Here is a 17692-nt window from a genome sequence, read left to right as displayed (position 1 = left end):
CTTGTATTTGTTTGTCTTTTATAAATTCAGTTTCTGGAGTGTTTCACCTTTCGCATTCAGCACACTGAGCGTCATCTCTTTCCCTTTTTTCTGTAAAACCATAACCGTCGCCCCGTCCATTCGGTAGCCGCCACCGACTACAACCGGATAATTATTGCCGACAGTTCCCTTGGGATGATAGGCAAAACGGTGTGTATGTGCATTGATGCTCACAGCAAACGGAGCCTTTTCCAAAATAGCTCCCCATTCGTCCCGGCAAGGATTATAACTGTCATACGCTTCTCCCTTCCCATAAACAGGAATATGATGGATCAATACACGTTTGGACGCTTTCTTAAATGCGCCGGAAGCCAATTCTTCCTTCAAGAACCCCGCCTGTGCTTTGCGCAGCTCCGAAAAATCGTTCAAACCGTAATAAACCCAATGCGTATCCGGCTTATCTTCGCCACAGTCCAGCATCACGATACGGGTATCTCCCCAATTGAATGCGCCGTATGTTTTATCGCCTACATAATCGAAAAGGCTGCGCAATCCGATTGAATAGGCATTCCGTATCTCATGGTTTCCACGGATATAGAAGACAGGCACTTTACTGGCGCCGACGGTTTCGTTCAATTCACTCAGGAAGCGGGTCGCTTCGTCGTGATCGGCAGGGTCGTCGATACAGTCGCCGTTGAAAATAACGAAATCGTAGTCCAAGCCTTTCACCTGCTTATAAAGGGCCTGCAAAGTTTCCGAATGTTTATGCAGGTCGTTAAAGATAATAGCTGTAAAATCAGTATCGGTGGAGGCAGGCAATGTAAAGCTGTAGAAATCGGATACGGCCGTCTCGCCGAATACTTTTTTATAAGCCTGGTACACCATGATTTCCCGGGAGCAAATACGGTAATAATAGGTCTTGCCCGGCTCGAGGTTATCCAACCGGATCTTGTTTTGCAGGTCATTGCAAATGGCCTGTCCATCAACAATAGTACGGGCCTTCTGCAAATGTTCCTTGTCTGTTCCATATTCCACCCAGCTATAAGTCGGAACGGTTGTTTGCCACATCACAGTAATGCCGTTTCCAACCGGATTCTGCAAATAAGGTTCCGTACGGAATATCTTGGCTGCGGGCTGCACAAAAATGATATCGGTTACGACAGGACGATGGTCAGAAGCTGCCGGTTCATCCAATACGCGGGTTGAAATACGGGTAAAAGCGGTTGTATCTTTTGCGTAAGTTGCGATATAATCAAGCGTTTCATCCGGTTTATCGGCAGGGAAAGTCAGCTTCTTCGGGTCGGTCAGGATCACAAAATCCTTTTGCAGTTGCCGGATAAATTCCGAATCGGGATGTGCATTCATGTCACCGGCTATGAAGAAAGGTTTGTTTGCGGAAGCGGCCATCTGCTTTATAATCGGAAGTGAAAGCATCCGGTCTTCCTCTGTCAGCGACAAATGCGTACAGCAATAAATATATCTTTCAAATTCCACGACAAGCAGTGCGCGGGCTTCTTCTCTTCCGGGAAGCGGCAGGTAACGATGACTGAGCGGCTTTTCTTTGCTCAACATACCGATGCCATACTTTCCGCCGTCATAATCGATAGCCGGCGCATAGACATAATGCATTAACGTCAGCCCGGCCAATTCACGCAAGACGTCTTTTCCTCCGCTTCGTCCTGTCACGCTATCGATTTCCTGTACGGCAACCAGATCCGGACAAGCCTTATTGATTGCATCCGCCGTACGCTGGAAATTGGCGGCATCATCCATTCCCCGGCCATTACGAATGTTATAACTCATGATGCGCAAGGTATTGTTCTCGCGCTCGCTTTTATTTCTCGAGTAAACTTTTCCCGCAGGCAACAGCAACATAATTGCCATTGCCAACCAAACGGCCTGTCTCATTTTATCTGCATTTTGTGATTAGTTGCGGACAAATGTACAAACTTTCGGTCGGTTCACAATGGCAGTTACTAAAAAGCAGGCAAGCTTTCCAACAGCTCCGGGCTAAAAAAATTCCCTGCCCATGAAATTTTCATTCCATGGGCAGGGAATTTCTATTTCATGGGCAGGGAACTGTTACTGACAGATTATGCGAAACGATATCCAACGTCTGTATTATGTCATCAATATCTGCCTCTGTCGTATCCCAGGAAGTGACCAGGCGGGCTTCATTCGTTTCTTCATTCCACATATAGAAGAAATATTTTTCCTGCAACTTCTTCAGCGGTTCCGCCGGAATCGTAAAGAAAAGCTGGTTGGATTCAATCTTCTGGGTAAACCGAATCTGCGGGTATTTTTTCAGGGCTTCCGCCAGACGATACGCGCTATTATTCGCTTTCCGTGCATTTTCCAGCCACAGGTTGTTTTCCAGATAAGGGATAAACTGGCAGGAAAGATAGCGCAACTTGGAGGCCAACTGGGCAGATTGTTTTCTGAAATACTGCAAGTTTTCAGTTATTTCCGGACGGAAAGAGACAACAGCCTCGCCCATCATCATACCGTTTTTAGTCCCGCCGAAACTCAGAATATCCACTCCGGCATCGACAGTCACCTCTTTCATCGAGCAGTTCAGGTAAGCGCAGGCATTTGCCAGACGCGCCCCGTCCATATGCAGATACATATTATAAGAATGCAGCAGATCGGCAATTGCTTTTACCTCTTCAACCGTATAGATCGTACCTAATTCGGACACTTGCGAAATATAAACCGCTTTCGGTTGCGAATGATGGCAAACGCCGAAATTATGCAAGCGAGGCTTGATCAGTTCCGGCGTAAGTTTACCGTCCGGAGTCGGAATCGTAACGACTGCACAACCGGTCATACGGGCAGGAGCGCCACATTCATCCACATTGATATGGGCTGTCTCTGCACACAAAATACTATTGAACGGACGAGTGACGGCTTGCAAAGCCACCGAATTTGCACCGGTTCCGTTAAAAACAAAAAAAGGCGATGCAGCCTCACCAAACACTTCTTTTATCTTAGCAGTAGCCGCTGCTGTCCAGGGATCGTCGCCATATCCTACCGCATGATTATCGTTCGCTTTTATAATTGCATCCATAACCAAAGGATGCACACCCGAATTGTTGTCACTTGCAAAACTTCTCATTTCTTTTACATTTTGCGCCAAAAGTAATAAAAATAAACGGGAGCACCCATCGGATACTCCCGTTTATTTTTTCACATATTTATTTTAAACTTCACCTCAACTTTGATGGAAATCCTTCAGGATTTTCTGTAATTCCTGGCGGGCAAAGAAAATGCGGCTCTTAACCGTTCCCAGAGGAACACAAAGCTTTTCAGCGATCTCATTATATTTATAGCCACTCAAAAACATGGAGAACGGAACTTTCAGCTCGTCATTCAAGCCATTAATTGCTTTTGTTATTTCTTTTATTTGATAAGCGCCATCAGGAGAATCAAAACCCGAGTCGTTCACTACATCTAAATTATACAAGTCAACCCCCTGGTCAACAACGGTCTGTGTACGTACGATTTTATGGTAGTTATTTATGAAGATATTACGCATTACGGTCAAGACCCATCCTTTGAAATTAATATTGTCTACAAACTTTTCCTGATTGTCTAAAACCTTCAGCGTTGTGTCTTGCATCAAATCTTGGGCGTCATCCCTATTTGCAGTGAGCATCAATGCAAAATTCATCATGTTTTCTTGCATGCTCAATAATTTTTTCTGAAATTGCAACGCATTCATATTATTACTTTTTTATAAGGTTTAATACCGGTTTAGTATTATCCTTCAGCATTGAAGGACATCACAAATGTATGAATAATATTTTAAAAACAATGCGGTTTGAGAATTATTAATATTAAAAACCGTAACTTAATATATTTATAGCAAACGGCCTTGAATATGAGCAGTATTTACAAGTTTTCTAACGATTAAAATGTAAAATTCACAACATGTATGTTACAATTTCAAACTACATGTAAAAGAGATGGAGAATAATATAAAATGAAGAAAAAATTAGGACTTTTTTGTGGATTCGTTTTTGCAATGATTGCACAATTTATATCGGCTGACAATGTCTCGCATCCGTTGGTGTACAAAATCGATATAAAAAAAGAAATCAGCAATACCACCCGCCTGTATCTTAGCAACGGTTTGGCTGAAGCCAACGCATTGAGGGCGGATGCCGTCCTGATCCATATGAACACTTACGGAGGGCAAGTGGATGCAGCCGACTCCATGCGTACGGCAATCTTATACAGCCCGATTCCCGTTTATGTCTTTATCGACAACAATGCAGCCTCTGCCGGAGCGTTGATCTCTATTGCCTGTAAAAAAATATACATGCGGAAAGGGGCCAATATTGGAGCCGCCACTGTTGTAAATCAAACCGGAGCCGCCATGCCGGACAAATATCAGTCTTACATGCGGTCTATGATACGGTCCACAGCCGAAGCGCATGGACAGGACACGATCATCCAGAAAAACGATACCATCTACAAATGGAAACGGGACCCGTTGATTGCCGAAGCAATGGTAGACGAGCGGGTTGCCATCCCCAATCTGATCGATACGGGGAAAGTCCTGACCTTTACCGCACAGGAAGCCCAGAAATGGGGATACTGCGACGGCATAGCCGAAACACCGGACGAAGTGATCACGCAATACTTAGGTTATAAAGACTATCAAATGAAAAGCTATACGCCAAGCTGGTATGACGACCTGAAAGGCTTCCTTATGAATCCTATCTTCCAGTCTATTCTTATCATTATTATAATAGGCGGCATCTATTTCGAGATGCAGACACCCGGCCTGGGCTTCCCTTCCGCGGCAGCCCTTTTGGCTGCGATCTTGTATTTCGCTCCTTTATATCTTGACGGATTAGCGGCCAACTGGGAGATTCTGATCTTTATTATAGGCGTACTACTGATTGCGGCGGAGATATTTATCATTCCCGGATTCGGAGTGGCCGGAATAAGCGGGATTGTTTTGGTAGTCGGAGGACTCATCATGGCACTACTGAACAATACGAACTTTAATTTTGAAGAAGTCAGCGGAAAAGAGTTCGGTGAAGCGACATTGACTGTTCTGGTCGGGCTTGTAGCCGGATTTATCCTGATGATCTGGCTATCCAATAAGATCGGCCACCGGGGCATGTTCCGGAAAGTGGCATTGAATGCAGATTTGGAAGATGCAATTTCCTCACCCGATCTATCTCCGTTGATCGGAAAGGAAGGAATAGCGGCAACCGTATTGCGCCCTTCCGGCAAAGTGTTGATCGATGGAGAGTTCTACGATGGCGTGTCTGATTCCGGCTTTATCGAGAAAGGACGCAGGGTAAAAGTGGTCCGCTTTGAAAATGCGCAGGTTTATGTGGAAAATATCATCCCGTAAACCGGCTGTCTCAAAAGGCGAATTTTATGCGGGAACACGCTGATACAGGATGTGCTTGTCTATTACAATATATTGCAAAGCATTGATCGCCAGGAGGTCGCTTATTATGTTTTTGGCAGTGTAATAGTTTATTCGCCCGATCCGGCAAAATTGGCTGATATTGATATGGGAATGCTCATCCAGATAGGCAAACAGGCGTTCCACCGGTTTGCTTATCTTCAGTAAAGTGCCATCGGGCTTATGCTTTTTCTGCCAGGCAAGCACTAACACTTCGTTTGCCAATATATTTTCGTCCGCCACCCGTATATATGCCTTGAACTTATCGTCTTTATCCGGGGCTGTATGCGGTTTATCGGGACTGGGCGCAATATAGACTTCCAGGACAGTCTTGCCGTTCACCTCCCAGCGGGTCGCCTCGAAAGGGACTTCCGGACGGGTGTACATCTTGGAGGCGGCTTCTATCATATAATATTCTTCTTCGCTCCTGACACCCGATATATTTCCGTTATCCTTCACACCGATCAGCAGCCGTCCGCCGTCAGTATTGGCAAAAGCACTTAACGTACGCGCAATCTTCTTACTGTCGCTTACCTCGAACTTGAAATCGAGTTGCTGATGCTCCCCCTGTTCAATCAACGCTTCTATCGGATGTATCTTCTTCATTTTGGCAATTCATTTGACCGGCAAAATTAAAATAAATACATAACTTTGCCAACGGAAAAAGAATGAAAGCATGTCGCAAATACCATCTCTCATATCAGATCTTGCCGTCATACTAATTTCAGCAGGATTAGTGACCTTGCTTTTCAAAAGATTGAAGCAACCGGTCGTACTCGGATATATTGTAGCCGGCATTCTTGCCGGTCCGGCCATTACACAAATACCAACCGTCACAAACGTCGAAAGCATCCGTATCTGGGCGGATATAGGTGTTATATTCCTTCTGTTTGCTTTAGGGCTCGACTTCAGTTTCAAAAAACTGATGAAAGTCGGCGGGACAGCTGTGATCGGGGCTATAACCATCGTAATCGGCATGATGACGCTCGGCTATACTACAGGATTATCCTTAGGCTGGGGGCATATGAACAGCCTTTTCCTCGGCGGAATGCTCTCGATGTCGTCCACTACAATTATTTTCAAGGCATTCGACGATATGGGGCTGCGTAACCAACGGTTTGCAGGAGTCGTTTTCGGCATCCTGGTTGTTGAAGACCTGTTTGCCGTATTGCTGATGGTTTTACTTTCCACGTTGGCTGTCAGCAAGCATGTGGAAGGTATGGAGCTGCTGAACAGCGTCATCAAGTTAGGCGTTTTCCTGCTATTCTGTTTCGTTATCGGCATCTACCTGATCCCGTCTTTCCTGAAGAAAGCCCGGACATTCCTGAATGACGAGACTTTGCTAATCGTCAGCTTAGGATTATGTCTCGGAATGGTTATCATTGCGACAAAAGCGGGATTCTCTTCCGCATTGGGCGCATTCGTCATGGGCTCCATATTGGCTGAAACGATCGAAGCGGAACATATCGAACATCTTATCAAACCTGTAAAGGACCTTTTCGGTGCCATCTTTTTCGTATCTGTCGGAATGCTGATAGACCCGGCATTACTGTGGGAGTACAAAATACCGATCCTGATCCTGACTTTAGTTGTCATGGTCGGGCAGATATTATTTGCCAGTTTTGGCGTATTGCTGTCCGGGCAACCGGTCAAAATAGCGATACATTCCGGTTTCTCGCTCGCACAAATAGGCGAATTTGCCTTTATCATCGCCTCATTGGGGTTAACGTTAGGTGTGACCGATAACTTTCTATATCCCATTGTTGTAGCAGTTTCGGTCATAACCACTTTCTTTACTCCTTATATGATCCGCATGGCGGAACCGGCTTGCCGGATTGCCGACCGGATCATCCCCAAATCATGGATGAAATTCCTCGAACGGTATTCATCCGGTTCCAACACCATACACCAGAAAAGTGCCTGGAATAAGTTGTTGAAAGCACTGACCCGGATAGTCGGCACCTATACGGCCGTCACCCTTGTCCTGATCTTTATCTGGCTGCAATTCGTTGCGCCTTTCATCATGAAAGAAATATCCGGCCTGCGGGGAGCTATTATTTCTCTTGTTCTGATCTTACTGTTAATCGCACCGATGCTACGCGCCATCATGATGAAAAAGAACCATTCGGCCGAGTTCCAACAACTATGGCTGGATAGCAAATATAACCGGGGGCCGCTGGTTTCGCTGATCATACTGCGTATCATATTATGCATCGGCCTGGTTATGTTGCCCGTTACCCGGTTGTTGAATGCTGCAGTCGGCATTTTACTTGCAATCGCTGCGACAGTCATTGTTATTGTCATTTTGTCCAAACGGCTGAAAAGGCAATCGATCCTGATGGAGCGGCATTTCTTCAGTAACCTGACAGCCCGGGAACTGGAATACGAGCGGAAAGCGCCGATCAACCAACGATTCGCCAACCACCTGTTGGAACGTGATCTCCATTTAGCCGATTTCGAAGTCAGACAGAACTCACCCAGTATGGGAAAAACATTGAAAGAGCTCAATTTCCGCCAGAAATGCAACGTCAACATCGTTACAATCATACGGGGAGAAAAAAGAATCAATATCCCCGGCGGGGAAGAACGCCTCTATCCTTTCGACAAACTGGTTGTAGTCGGTGCGGACGATGACCTGGAGCACTTCCGCCAATACCTGGTGGAACGGTATAAAACAGCCCAGACCAGCAAGAAAGAGACGAAGGAAGTCAATATGGAACAATTCACCATTGCCGAAGGATCACGCCTGATCGGCCGTACCATCCTGGAATCCGGCATACGGGATAAAGCTACCTGCCTCGTCATCGGTATCGAACGGGGAGAAACATCCATCAAAAACCCGTCTCCTACAACAGTATTCGAAGAAGGGGACATTGTATGGATTGTCGGGGAACACGACAAGGTGCTCAGGTTGAGTGAAGGGAAAACGGTTGGAAATAGTTGAAAATTAAAAGTTAATAGATACACAATTCATAATTCGTAAACATGAAATTTATAGGAATAATACCGGCACGCTACGCTTCCACCCGCTTTCCGGGAAAGCCGCTCGCTGACATGGCAGGGAAACCGATGATCCAGCGGGTATATGAACAGGTCCAGGGAGTTCTCGACGCCGTTTGCGTCGCAACAGACGACAGCCGTATAGAAGCAGCCGTCCAATCGTTCGGAGGAAATGTCGTTATGACATCAGAGCTCCACAAAAGCGGCACAGACCGCTGTTATGAAGCCTATTGCAAAATAGGCAACGGTTATGACGTGGTTGTCAACATACAGGGCGACGAACCTTTCATCCAACCGGAACAAATCGAGACTTTAAAGGCTTGTTTCACGGACGACAGCATTCAGATCGCCACTTTGGTAAAGCCTTTTCGCCCGGACGATGACTTCGAGACTACATTATTCAACGCCAACTCGCCGAAAGTAGTTCTGAATAAGAATAGCGAAGCCATGTACTTCAGCCGCTCGATCATTCCTTATATGAGAGGCAAGAACTATACCGAATGGCTGCCGAATCATACCTATTACAAACATATCGGATTGTATGCTTACCGGGCGACGACATTAAACGAGATCACCCATCTGCCCCAATCCCCGCTGGAACTGGCCGAAAGCTCGAACAACTACGCTGGCTGGAAAACGGGTATAAGATAAAAGTCGGTATCACCCAGCAAGAAACGATCGGTATCGACACGCCGGAAGATATGAAAAAGGCGTTAGTATTCCTCAAAAATCAGCATACGTATAAATAATGGAGCCCAGCAGAGCCAGCAAAACACAAGTCATAACCGTTACTGGCACAACACGACACGGCATCTCCCGGAACCGTTTCATCTGCAAAAGCAGTAAGCTGAAACAAAACAATATGGGAGGGAAGAAAGCCGGTAACCCGTTATGCGGATACAAATAAGCCTGTTCTTGTGTCAATGAATAAAAATGCCCCATCCAAACGGGCACGATGCTTCCCGCTACCAAGAGCAGGCACCAGTACAACCAGCGCTTGGGCTCTTTGCATGTCTCATAAAAAAGGACCAACAACACAAAAATATTAAGTCTGTTACCGGCCAGAAAATAGATGACAGGCAATGCCAATAAACCGGCCAGCATACTCAACCACTTATTCTTTATATAAGTATATCTCCAAAAAATGAAAAGTGCCACTATCGTAGACAAAATGGAATGCAACAAATAGCCGGGATGGCAATAGGTTCCCCATTCCAGCACAATCGGCAGGAAAGCATATAAAGGTGCCATCTCTCCTACACGAAAACGTTTCAGGACAGAAATCAATATCCACCATTCAAGAAGCAAAACAAATGTGACCAGGGCAGGAGCGCCGGACAATCCCACAATCGAAATCAAGGCGTTTCCGGCATAACAAACGAACCATGCCGGCTTGTTCAGATAAGAAAGGAAGGTACTCATTGTAAACAAATCATCGACTTGTTCTTTCCGGAAAAGATCAGCAGAACATGCAAACCGGAAAAAGACGAAACATATCACAGCAAATATAACAACTGCAATACTTTGCAAAAGGACTTCTCTTTTAGCCATCTAGCCATCAGTGATAAATTTATACCCTATAAACAACCCAATACACCACAAAACTAAGATCTATATAAGCCCTAATCATCCATAGACAGCTCAACTCACTGACTTATTGATAGACATCACAAATATACAAACATTTCATAACGGTGCAAATCCCGACTCCTATTTATTTTCAAAGCATAACAGAAAAAATGCATCCTTTCCGCACACAAGAAAAAAAGGATATTTCAAAAGCAGTATTCTAAAATACAGACTTTTGAAACATCCTTTTGATGTCTACAGCAACAAATTAAAATGCTGTTTTATTATCTCTTTCTCTGTTGTTTCTGCCTATCCAACTGGGCCTGTTGTGCCTTCTGTGCTTCTTCCAGACGCTTCATAAAACCGGACTTCTTCATCGGCTTCTTCTTGTTCGCCTCCAGCTTAGCCAGTAATTTATCTTCGTTAATCGTATAACGGAAGATAACCGTCTGCAGGATCGTGATCAAAGTCGAAATGAAGTAGTAGTAAGTCAGACCGGATGCATACTGGTTGAAGAACACCAACATCATCACCGGCATCATATACATCATGGCCTTCATGCCCGGCATCTGCTGCTGGCCCGTATTGGTCTGATCCATATTGAACTTCGTATAAATGATGTTCGTAATGGTCATCAGCATACAGAACAAACTGATATGATTACCGAAATACGGCGTAATAATAGGAATATAGGTGTTCCAGCTTACAATCGCATCATAGGTAGACAAATCGTGCGCCCAAAGGAAACTCTGGTGGCGCAATTCGATCGCCGACGGGAAGAACATAAACAGGGCCACCAGAATCGGCATCTGTAACAGCATCGGGATACATCCCGCCATCGGGCTTGCACCGGCACGGCTATACAGCTCCATCGTTGCCCGCTGCCGTTCCACAGCCTTATCCTGCCCCGGATACTTCGCATTGAGCTCTTCCACCTGAGGACGCAACACGCGCATCTTGGCAGACGACATATAAGACTTATACGTCAACGGGAACAAAATCAATTTCACGATAACCGTCAACAGGAAGATCAACAAACCGTAACTATGGATAAACTGTCCGAGGAAGTTAAACAACGGAATAACGAAATACTGGTTCACCCAACGGAAAATACCCCATCCTAACGGGACGATCTTTTCCAGATCCAACTGGTCTGCCTTTTCGACACCTTTGTCAAACGATTTCAGCAATGAGAACTGGTTAGGACCGAAGTAGAAACGCAGGTCTGTCGCTTCATTCCCTTTCAAGTCGAAAGGCACGGAGGTCGTTGTCTTATACTCTTTCAGGAAAGGGCCATCGGCAGGAAGCATCTTCGAATCGATCGTCGTCGACTCGAAACCTTCATTCCCGGCAATCAGGATAGAAGAGAAATACATATCCTTATAAGCGACCCATTTCAAACGGTTGGACAGTTGTTTGCTGTCATTCTTCGTCTCACTCAGGTACTCGACATCATCCGCCACAAATTTATAATACACCGTTGCATAACGATCTTCAAACTTACGCCCTTTCTCCTGCTGGGTTATCTTCTGCTGCCACAGCAGGTCCAAAGCTGTCGTACTTGGCGCCAAGACACCGTTCAGGCCGGTTCCCTTGATAGAGAACTGTAACATATAATCGTCCGGCTTCAATGTATAGATGAAGTCCAGATGGCTTCCTTCGCCTGTGTTCAGGCGCATGGTCACACTGTTGGGATCAGATCCCTTCACCGGAGTAAAATAGAGGTCACCGGTATTTACGACACGGTTAGTGGCTGTCACCAAGGTGAAATCGAACTTCGAATCTTTCGCATCGAATAACACCAAAGGTTCATCCTTATAATTATCATACTCTTTCAGGCGAACGTAACCGACACGTCCTCCCTTATTCTCCAAACGGACTTCAATCAGCTCGTTTTCCAAAACAGTGGAACCGTCCTCTCCTACCATCGCATCGGCAAAAACTCCGAAACTACCCTGCAGACGTGCCACCCGTACAGAATCGGGCACATCCGCCAGTTCGTCGTCCGCCTTTGTTTCCTTATTCAATTCTTTCTGCTGCTCCAACTGCTTTGCATACTCTACCTGTGCTATCGAATCCTGCATCCGGCGCTGTGCTTCCATCTGCTCCGGTGTAGGTTTGTTCAACCAGGTAAATACAATTAAGACAACTCCAATAAGCAGAAAACCTATTATCGTGTTTTTATCCATCTACAAATTTATTTTTTATTCTCAACTGCAGCCTTTACAAAGCTAACGAAAAGAGGGTTAGGATTGACAACTGTACTGTTATATTCGGGATGGAACTGAACGCCCACAAACCATTTCAGAGACGGGATTTCGACCACTTCCACCAGATTCGATTCCGGATTTTCACCGACACACATCATACCGGCAGCTTCAAACTGATCACGGTATTCGCTATTAAATTCAAAACGATGGCGGTGGCGCTCCTGGATATGTTCTTTTCCATATGCTTCATAAGCCTTGGAACCTTTCTTCAAAATACAGTCATAAGCACCCAAACGCATGGAACCACCCATGTTGGTCACATTCTTCTGCTCTTCCATCAGGTCGATCACCTTATGCGGCGTGTTCGGCTCCATTTCGGTGGAGTTCGCGTCATCCAGTCCCATGACATCACGGGCAAACTCGATCACCATACACTGCATACCCAGACAGATACCTAAGCAAGGCACATCGTTTTCGCGGGCATATTTCAAAGCGGCAAACTTGCCTTCGATACCACGCTGGCCAAAGCCCGGTGCAATCAGGATACCATCCATGTCTTTCAACAATTCGGCAGCATTGCCCTCGTTCAGTTTTTCAGAATGGAACAGGTGCAGATCCAACTTGCGGTCATTATAAATAGCAGCCTGCAACAAAGATTCGTCAATAGACTTATACGCATCCTGCAACTCCACATATTTACCGACCAGCCCGATCTTCACCGTTTCGGTTGCATCGACTTTCCGTTGCAGGAACTGATGCCAAGCCTTCATTTCCGGCGTCGGTCCGACTTCCAGCCCTACTTTGCGCAGGATCACTTCGTCCATCTTCTGACGCTGCAATACCAACGGTACCTCGTAGATTGTCGGAACGTCGATAGACTGTATAACCGCATCCTGTGCTACGTTGCAAAACAGGGCGACCTTACTCAATATATTACTGTTCAATTCATGCTCGGTACGCAGCACCAGCACATCCGGCTGGATACCTAATTCCTGCAATTGCTTTACGGAATGCTGTGTCGGCTTCGTCTTGTACTCTTTTGCCGCAGCGATGTAAGGCACATAAGTAAGATGTACGCAAATACAATTCTTACCTAACTCCCACTTCAACTGGCGTACGCTTTCAATAAAAGGAAGAGATTCGATATCACCGACAGTACCTCCGATCTCCGTAATCACGAAATCGAACTTATATTTGGAACCTAACAATTTCACGTTGCGTTTGATCTCATCCGTGATATGAGGCACCACCTGAACAGTCTTACCCAGGTAATCCCCTTTCCGTTCCTTGCTGATAACGCTCTGATAGATGCGTCCTGTAGTGATGTTGTTTGCGCGGGTCGTCTGGACATTCAGAAAACGTTCGTAGTGTCCGAGGTCCAAATCCGCTTCATGTCCGTCTACGGTAACATAGCATTCCCCATGTTCGTACGGGTTCAGCGTTCCCGGATCGATATTAATATAGGGGTCAAATTTCTGGATGGTAACCTTGTAACCTCTTGCCTGAAGTAGTTTACCCAAAGATGCGGCAATAATTCCCTTACCTAAAGAAGAGACCACGCCGCCCGTAACGAAGATGTACTTTGTATCTGCCACGATAGTAATATTTTAATTATCTTTTAATTGCACACTCGCATTTCAAAACTGCAAAGTTACATATTTTCATCCACATGGCAAGGGGAAAGATATAGAAGTATTATTCGGAACGTAACCTTTTATAAAGAAACACGCCTGCAGGCAGAAAGGAAATAGAAGATCCGAAGGAAATGGGACTTTTGACAGTCCCTTTCCATTCGGATCCATAAATAATTTAGTCCGTAATTATTTTGATTCTGGTGTTTTGCTGAAAATAGCGTGGATGCGCTTCATGTCGAATTTGGGAGTACGGTCGTAATAATAGATACCGTTTTGCTCCTGTTCTACGTCTGTCAGCTGCGTATAGCAATATCCCCAAATGTCATTTGAAAGAGAAAGGACAGCATCGACCTGGCCTTCCAGGCGTGTGTAGAACTCTTCCAGCGAACGGGGAGGTTCGCCATATCCCCAGGATGTATTCTGGGCGCTTTCCGTCTGTTGTGCGGGATTCCATTTGATACCGCCGAACTCATCCACCAGATAAGGCATATCCTTCCTGTATTCCGGGAAAGCATACTGATCCGTATATTTCAGGCCGTTATAACCGATATTCATCGGCATCAGATGGATTTCCCATTTCGGAGCCTCCATCAATTTGCCGCCGTTGTACAGCTTATCTTTCAACTTGGCTGGGTCCTGTTCGTAGTTGTGGACAGTCCAGATATCCGTTGCTATATGCGTACCACCACTTGCACCGTGGAAAGGACGAGTCGGATCGATCAGTTTCGTCAAGTTGTAGAGGTCATGCATCAGGCGCGGATATTGTACACGGTCCGGCCAAAACTCCTCGTTCGTCGGCGTCCAGATCAGGAGCGAAGGATGATTACGGTCACGCTGCACAATTTCACTCCATTCGGTAATGAAATTACGAGCCGTTTCCGTATCGTTACAATCCATTCCCCAACTGGAAGCTTCCCCCCAAGTCAGATATCCCATCTTATCCGCCCAATAGTAGAAACGTTCTTCAAAAACCTTCTGATGCAGGCGTGCGCCATTGAATCCGGCCTCCATCGACAGTTCGATATCCCGTTTCAATGCCTCGTCACTCGGAGCCGTCCAGATACCGTCAGGATAAAATCCCTGGTCGAGCACCAGACGCTGGTAATAAGGCTTGTTGTTCAGATAAATCTTATTGCCTTCGATATGGACTTTGCGCATACCGGCATATCCTTTTACTTCATCAACAATATTGCCGTTCTTATCCAGCACTTTGTATTCCAAATCGTACAGGAAAGGATTTTCCGGACTCCAGGTTTTCATCTTCTTGACCGGAAGGACAACAGAGGACAAAGAGCTTGCCGAAACCGTCTGGTTGGCCACCACCTTGCCGTTGTCTTTCAATGTCACCTGCAACTTCCCTCCCTGTTCTTTATAGAAACGGGGGCGAACCACCAACTGCTGCTGGTCGATATCCGTCAGAACCTGTACAGACTGCAAACCTTCCGGATGAACGGCTTCCATCCAAACGGTCTGCCAGATACCGGTCGTACGGGTATAGTTACAACCATAAGATGCATATTGCAAATTTTGTTTACCGCCAGCCTGTTTAGCTCCGCGCAGGTCGCTTTCGACGTAAACAACCAAGCTATGCGTCTGGCCCGGTTTAACCAAAGAGGTTATATCGACGGCAAATGAAGAGGTTCCGCCAAAATGCCGGTTAGCCAAAACTCCGTCGATATACACTTCCGATTTATAATACACCGCTCCAAAATTGAGCAGGATATTCTTCTCGTTCCATTCCTGCGGAATCGTAATCGGGCGCTGATACCAGAAATGATTGATAAAATCCGTATATCCTACGCCGGACAATTTACTCTCCGGACAGAAAGGGACAGTTATCTTATCATTAAATCCGTTTGATTTATAGAACTCACGTTCCATCCCGGAACCGCCGAAGTCAAATGAATAAGTCCATTCGCCATTCAGATTTACCCAATCCGCCCGCTCGAACTGCGGGCGCGGATATTCGGGACGGGGCATGGCCCAGACAGAGGCCACGCATAGAAAGAGTGATAAAAAAGCAAGACTGATCCGTTTCATACTTTTATTTCAACTCGTTAATAACTGCCTGGTTTGCTTTCCGTACGGCCGCTTCGTCGATCTTGATCACTTTACGGTCGTATGTCATCAAGCCGTTGACTTCGCCTTCCACATCGGTTGTCTGCGTATAGACAGCAGCCGAGAAACCACGTTTCACATAATCTTTCAGGATATTGGCATACTTCACATATTCGGCTGTCACTTCAGCGCTGTTTTTGAACTGTACATACCCCCAGTTGCGTTTGTCCCACCACAAATGGTTTTCCACCGGAAGACCGATACCGCCATATTCACCGAGCACGTTTACACGCTGCGGATCGAACAGATACATATCGGGAGCCGGATAGTTATGCAAATCCAGGATATCGCCGCAAGAACGATGGTTACCGCCGCTTGCCGGATTCACCAGACGGGAAGGATCGTAAGACGCAGTCCATTCAACCACCTTTTCCGTATCGAACTGCCCCCATGCTTCATTGAAAGGAACCCAGACAACAACAGAAGGATTGGAGACACACAAGTCCATGATCTCTTTCCATTCCTGATAATAATTGGCAACGGATTCGGCCGTACGGTCTTTGTCTGTTCCACCATTGTAAGTATGAGGCGCCCAGCTGTTACCCATGTCACCGCTCGGCATATCCTGCCAAACGAGCATACCTTCCTTATCGCAATGATAATACCAGCGGGCAGGTTCCACTTTCACGTGTTTACGGATCATATTGAAACCCCAGTCTTTTGTCTTCTTGACATCGTACAATAGAGCTTCGTCCGTCGGAGCCGTATAAAGTCCGTCAGGCCACCAGCCTTGATCCAGCGGGCCGTATTGGAAGAGGTCCTGATTGTTCAGCTGCATACGCATGATGCCGTTCGCATCGCGTTTGGAAGATATCTTACGGAAAGCTGTATAGGATTTCACTTCGTCCAGCACTTTGCCGTCTTTTGCCAATGAAACCGTCATATCGTACAGATACGGATTGGACGGGCTCCAAAGTGTCGGGTTCTGGACATTCAGGCGAAGTTCCTTGCCCTGAACACCCTTAGCCGAAGCGACAACCTGGCCTTTATCCAACAGTTTTACAGTCACGATGCCGGAAGGGCAGTTGCAGGAAGTGCCGACTGTTACATTCAATGTATTCGTGTCGATATTAGGAATTGCTTTCACTGAAGTCACATGTGCAGAAGCAACCGGTTCCAACCAGACAGTCTGCCAGATACCTGTCACAGGCGTGTACCAGATACTTTCCGGACGGGATGTTTGCTTTCCACGCGGCTGAAATCCTTTATCGCTCGGGTCCCATACACGGACAACTAATTTCTGGCCGCTCTTGCCGGTCAGATACGGGGTGATATTGAAAGAGAACGGAGTGAAGCCTCCCTGATGAGTGCCAACCAGGATGTCGTTCACAAAAACATCGGCTTTCCAGTCTACTGCACCGAAATTCAAAACAATATCTTTATTTTTCCAGGCAGAAGGAACCGTGAAAGTGCGTTTATACCACAGTTCATTGTTTTCGCCAACTTCTTTCTGAACACCGGAAAGGGAAGATTCGACAGCAAAAGGAACTAATATCTTGCCATCGAAAGCAGCCGGTTCGGCATTACCAACCGGTTTGATGGCATATTCCCACTCACCGTTCAGGTTCTGCCAGTCGCCACGTTCCAACTGGGGACGGGGATATTCGGGAAGGACATTTGCCGGATTCACCTGTTCCGCCCACTGCGTCTTAATCTTATCTCCAACCGGTTTCCATTGGGCCTGTGCGCCCAAAGCCAGTGCCAAAGCACAACATATTAACAACGTCTTTTTCATGATTTACGAATTTATGATT

11 protein-coding genes and 1 pseudogene are annotated in these 17692 nt (G+C 46.2%); 3 read left to right on the top strand and 9 right to left on the bottom strand.

The genetic code is table 11. The features are described from left to right. Positions 1-18: 18 nt before the first annotated feature. The 3 genes from DW083_RS10205 to DW083_RS10195 form a co-directional block, all read right to left on the bottom strand. The gene (locus DW083_RS10205; RefSeq protein ID WP_233552147.1) at positions 19-1854 is read right to left on the bottom strand and encodes a metallophosphoesterase; all 1836 of its coding nucleotides are present in this window, start codon (positions 1852-1854) and stop codon (positions 19-21) included. Positions 1855-2044: 190 nt separating this feature from the next. Continuing rightward, positions 2045-3094 carry a low specificity L-threonine aldolase gene (locus DW083_RS10200; RefSeq protein ID WP_122332310.1) on the bottom strand — a complete coding sequence of 350 codons (1050 nt, stop codon included), beginning with the start codon at positions 3092-3094 and terminating at the stop codon, positions 2045-2047. Between the two features lie 96 nt (positions 3095-3190). Further along, on the bottom strand, positions 3191-3700 hold the full coding sequence (locus tag DW083_RS10195; protein WP_115498198.1) for an RNA polymerase sigma factor: 510 nt from the start codon (positions 3698-3700) through the stop codon (positions 3191-3193). A gap of 303 nt (positions 3701-4003) precedes the next feature. Here DW083_RS10195 and DW083_RS10190 point away from each other — a divergent pair, with 303 nt between their 5' ends. Continuing rightward, positions 4004-5350 (top strand): nodulation protein NfeD, encoded by a 1347-nt coding sequence (locus DW083_RS10190; protein WP_233552124.1) that lies wholly within the window; start codon positions 4004-4006, stop codon positions 5348-5350. A 24-nt stretch (positions 5351-5374) separates the two neighbouring features. Here the strand turns inward: DW083_RS10190 and DW083_RS10185 are convergent, their stop codons facing one another. Next, the gene (locus DW083_RS10185; RefSeq protein WP_115498196.1) at positions 5375-6013 is read right to left on the bottom strand and encodes a helix-turn-helix domain-containing protein; all 639 of its coding nucleotides are present in this window, start codon (positions 6011-6013) and stop codon (positions 5375-5377) included. A gap of 70 nt (positions 6014-6083) precedes the next feature. Between DW083_RS10185 and DW083_RS10180 the strand changes: the two genes are divergently transcribed. Both DW083_RS10180 and kdsB read left to right on the top strand, forming a co-directional pair. Further along, positions 6084-8351: a cation:proton antiporter gene (locus DW083_RS10180; protein ID WP_122332308.1), complete on the top strand. Its 2268-nt coding sequence runs from the start codon at positions 6084-6086 to the stop codon at positions 8349-8351. Between the two features lie 41 nt (positions 8352-8392). Next, positions 8393-9156, top strand: a pseudogene (gene kdsB / locus DW083_RS10175) (3-deoxy-manno-octulosonate cytidylyltransferase). On the opposite strand, the gene DW083_RS10170 reads toward kdsB, so the two are convergent. From DW083_RS10170 to DW083_RS10150, 5 genes are all read right to left on the bottom strand, one after another. Further along, on the bottom strand, positions 9131-9958 hold the full coding sequence (locus tag DW083_RS10170; RefSeq protein ID WP_122332307.1) for a DUF6057 family protein: 828 nt from the start codon (positions 9956-9958) through the stop codon (positions 9131-9133). The pseudogene kdsB and the gene DW083_RS10170 sit on opposite strands and share 26 nt — an antisense overlap. 302 nt (positions 9959-10260) lie before the next feature. Beyond that, on the bottom strand, positions 10261-12165 hold the full coding sequence (yidC, locus tag DW083_RS10165; RefSeq protein ID WP_122332306.1) for a membrane protein insertase YidC: 1905 nt from the start codon (positions 12163-12165) through the stop codon (positions 10261-10263). 8 nt (positions 12166-12173) lie between these two features. Beyond that, the gene (locus tag DW083_RS10160) at positions 12174-13781 is read right to left on the bottom strand and encodes a CTP synthase (RefSeq protein ID WP_122332305.1); all 1608 of its coding nucleotides are present in this window, start codon (positions 13779-13781) and stop codon (positions 12174-12176) included. Between the two features lie 225 nt (positions 13782-14006). After that, positions 14007-15860: a glycoside hydrolase family 2 protein gene (locus DW083_RS10155; protein WP_122332304.1), complete on the bottom strand. Its 1854-nt coding sequence runs from the start codon at positions 15858-15860 to the stop codon at positions 14007-14009. Between the two features lie 4 nt (positions 15861-15864). After that, positions 15865-17673, bottom strand: coding sequence for a glycoside hydrolase family 2 protein (locus tag DW083_RS10150; protein ID WP_122332303.1), 1809 nt, complete (start codon positions 17671-17673; stop codon positions 15865-15867). Positions 17674-17692 lie beyond the last annotated feature (19 nt).

This window comes from Parabacteroides sp. AF48-14, from assembly GCF_003477465.1.
GTDB lineage: Bacteria > Bacteroidota > Bacteroidia > Bacteroidales > Tannerellaceae > Parabacteroides > Parabacteroides acidifaciens.
The sequence above is the reverse complement of the archived record's forward strand: the minus strand, read 5'-3'. Positions and strand labels throughout refer to the sequence as shown.

Excerpts from the sequence above, each read along its gene's own strand:
- DW083_RS10205 (WP_233552147.1), bottom strand. The coding sequence starts at position 1,854 with ATGTTGCTGTTGCCTGCGGGAAAAGTTTACTCGAGAAATAAAAGCGAG.
- DW083_RS10200 (WP_122332310.1), bottom strand. The coding sequence starts at position 3,094 with ATGAGAAGTTTTGCAAGTGACAACAATTCGGGTGTGCATCCTTTGGTT.
- DW083_RS10195 (WP_115498198.1), bottom strand. The coding sequence starts at position 3,700 with ATGAATGCGTTGCAATTTCAGAAAAAATTATTGAGCATGCAAGAAAAC.
- DW083_RS10190 (WP_233552124.1), top strand. The coding sequence starts at position 4,004 with ATGATTGCACAATTTATATCGGCTGACAATGTCTCGCATCCGTTGGTG.
- DW083_RS10185 (WP_115498196.1), bottom strand. The coding sequence starts at position 6,013 with ATGAAGAAGATACATCCGATAGAAGCGTTGATTGAACAGGGGGAGCAT.
- DW083_RS10180 (WP_122332308.1), top strand. The coding sequence starts at position 6,084 with ATGTCGCAAATACCATCTCTCATATCAGATCTTGCCGTCATACTAATT.
- DW083_RS10170 (WP_122332307.1), bottom strand. The coding sequence starts at position 9,958 with ATGGCTAAAAGAGAAGTCCTTTTGCAAAGTATTGCAGTTGTTATATTT.
- yidC (WP_122332306.1), bottom strand. The coding sequence starts at position 12,165 with ATGGATAAAAACACGATAATAGGTTTTCTGCTTATTGGAGTTGTCTTA.
- DW083_RS10155 (WP_122332304.1), bottom strand. The coding sequence starts at position 15,860 with ATGAAACGGATCAGTCTTGCTTTTTTATCACTCTTTCTATGCGTGGCC.
- DW083_RS10150 (WP_122332303.1), bottom strand. The coding sequence starts at position 17,673 with ATGAAAAAGACGTTGTTAATATGTTGTGCTTTGGCACTGGCTTTGGGC.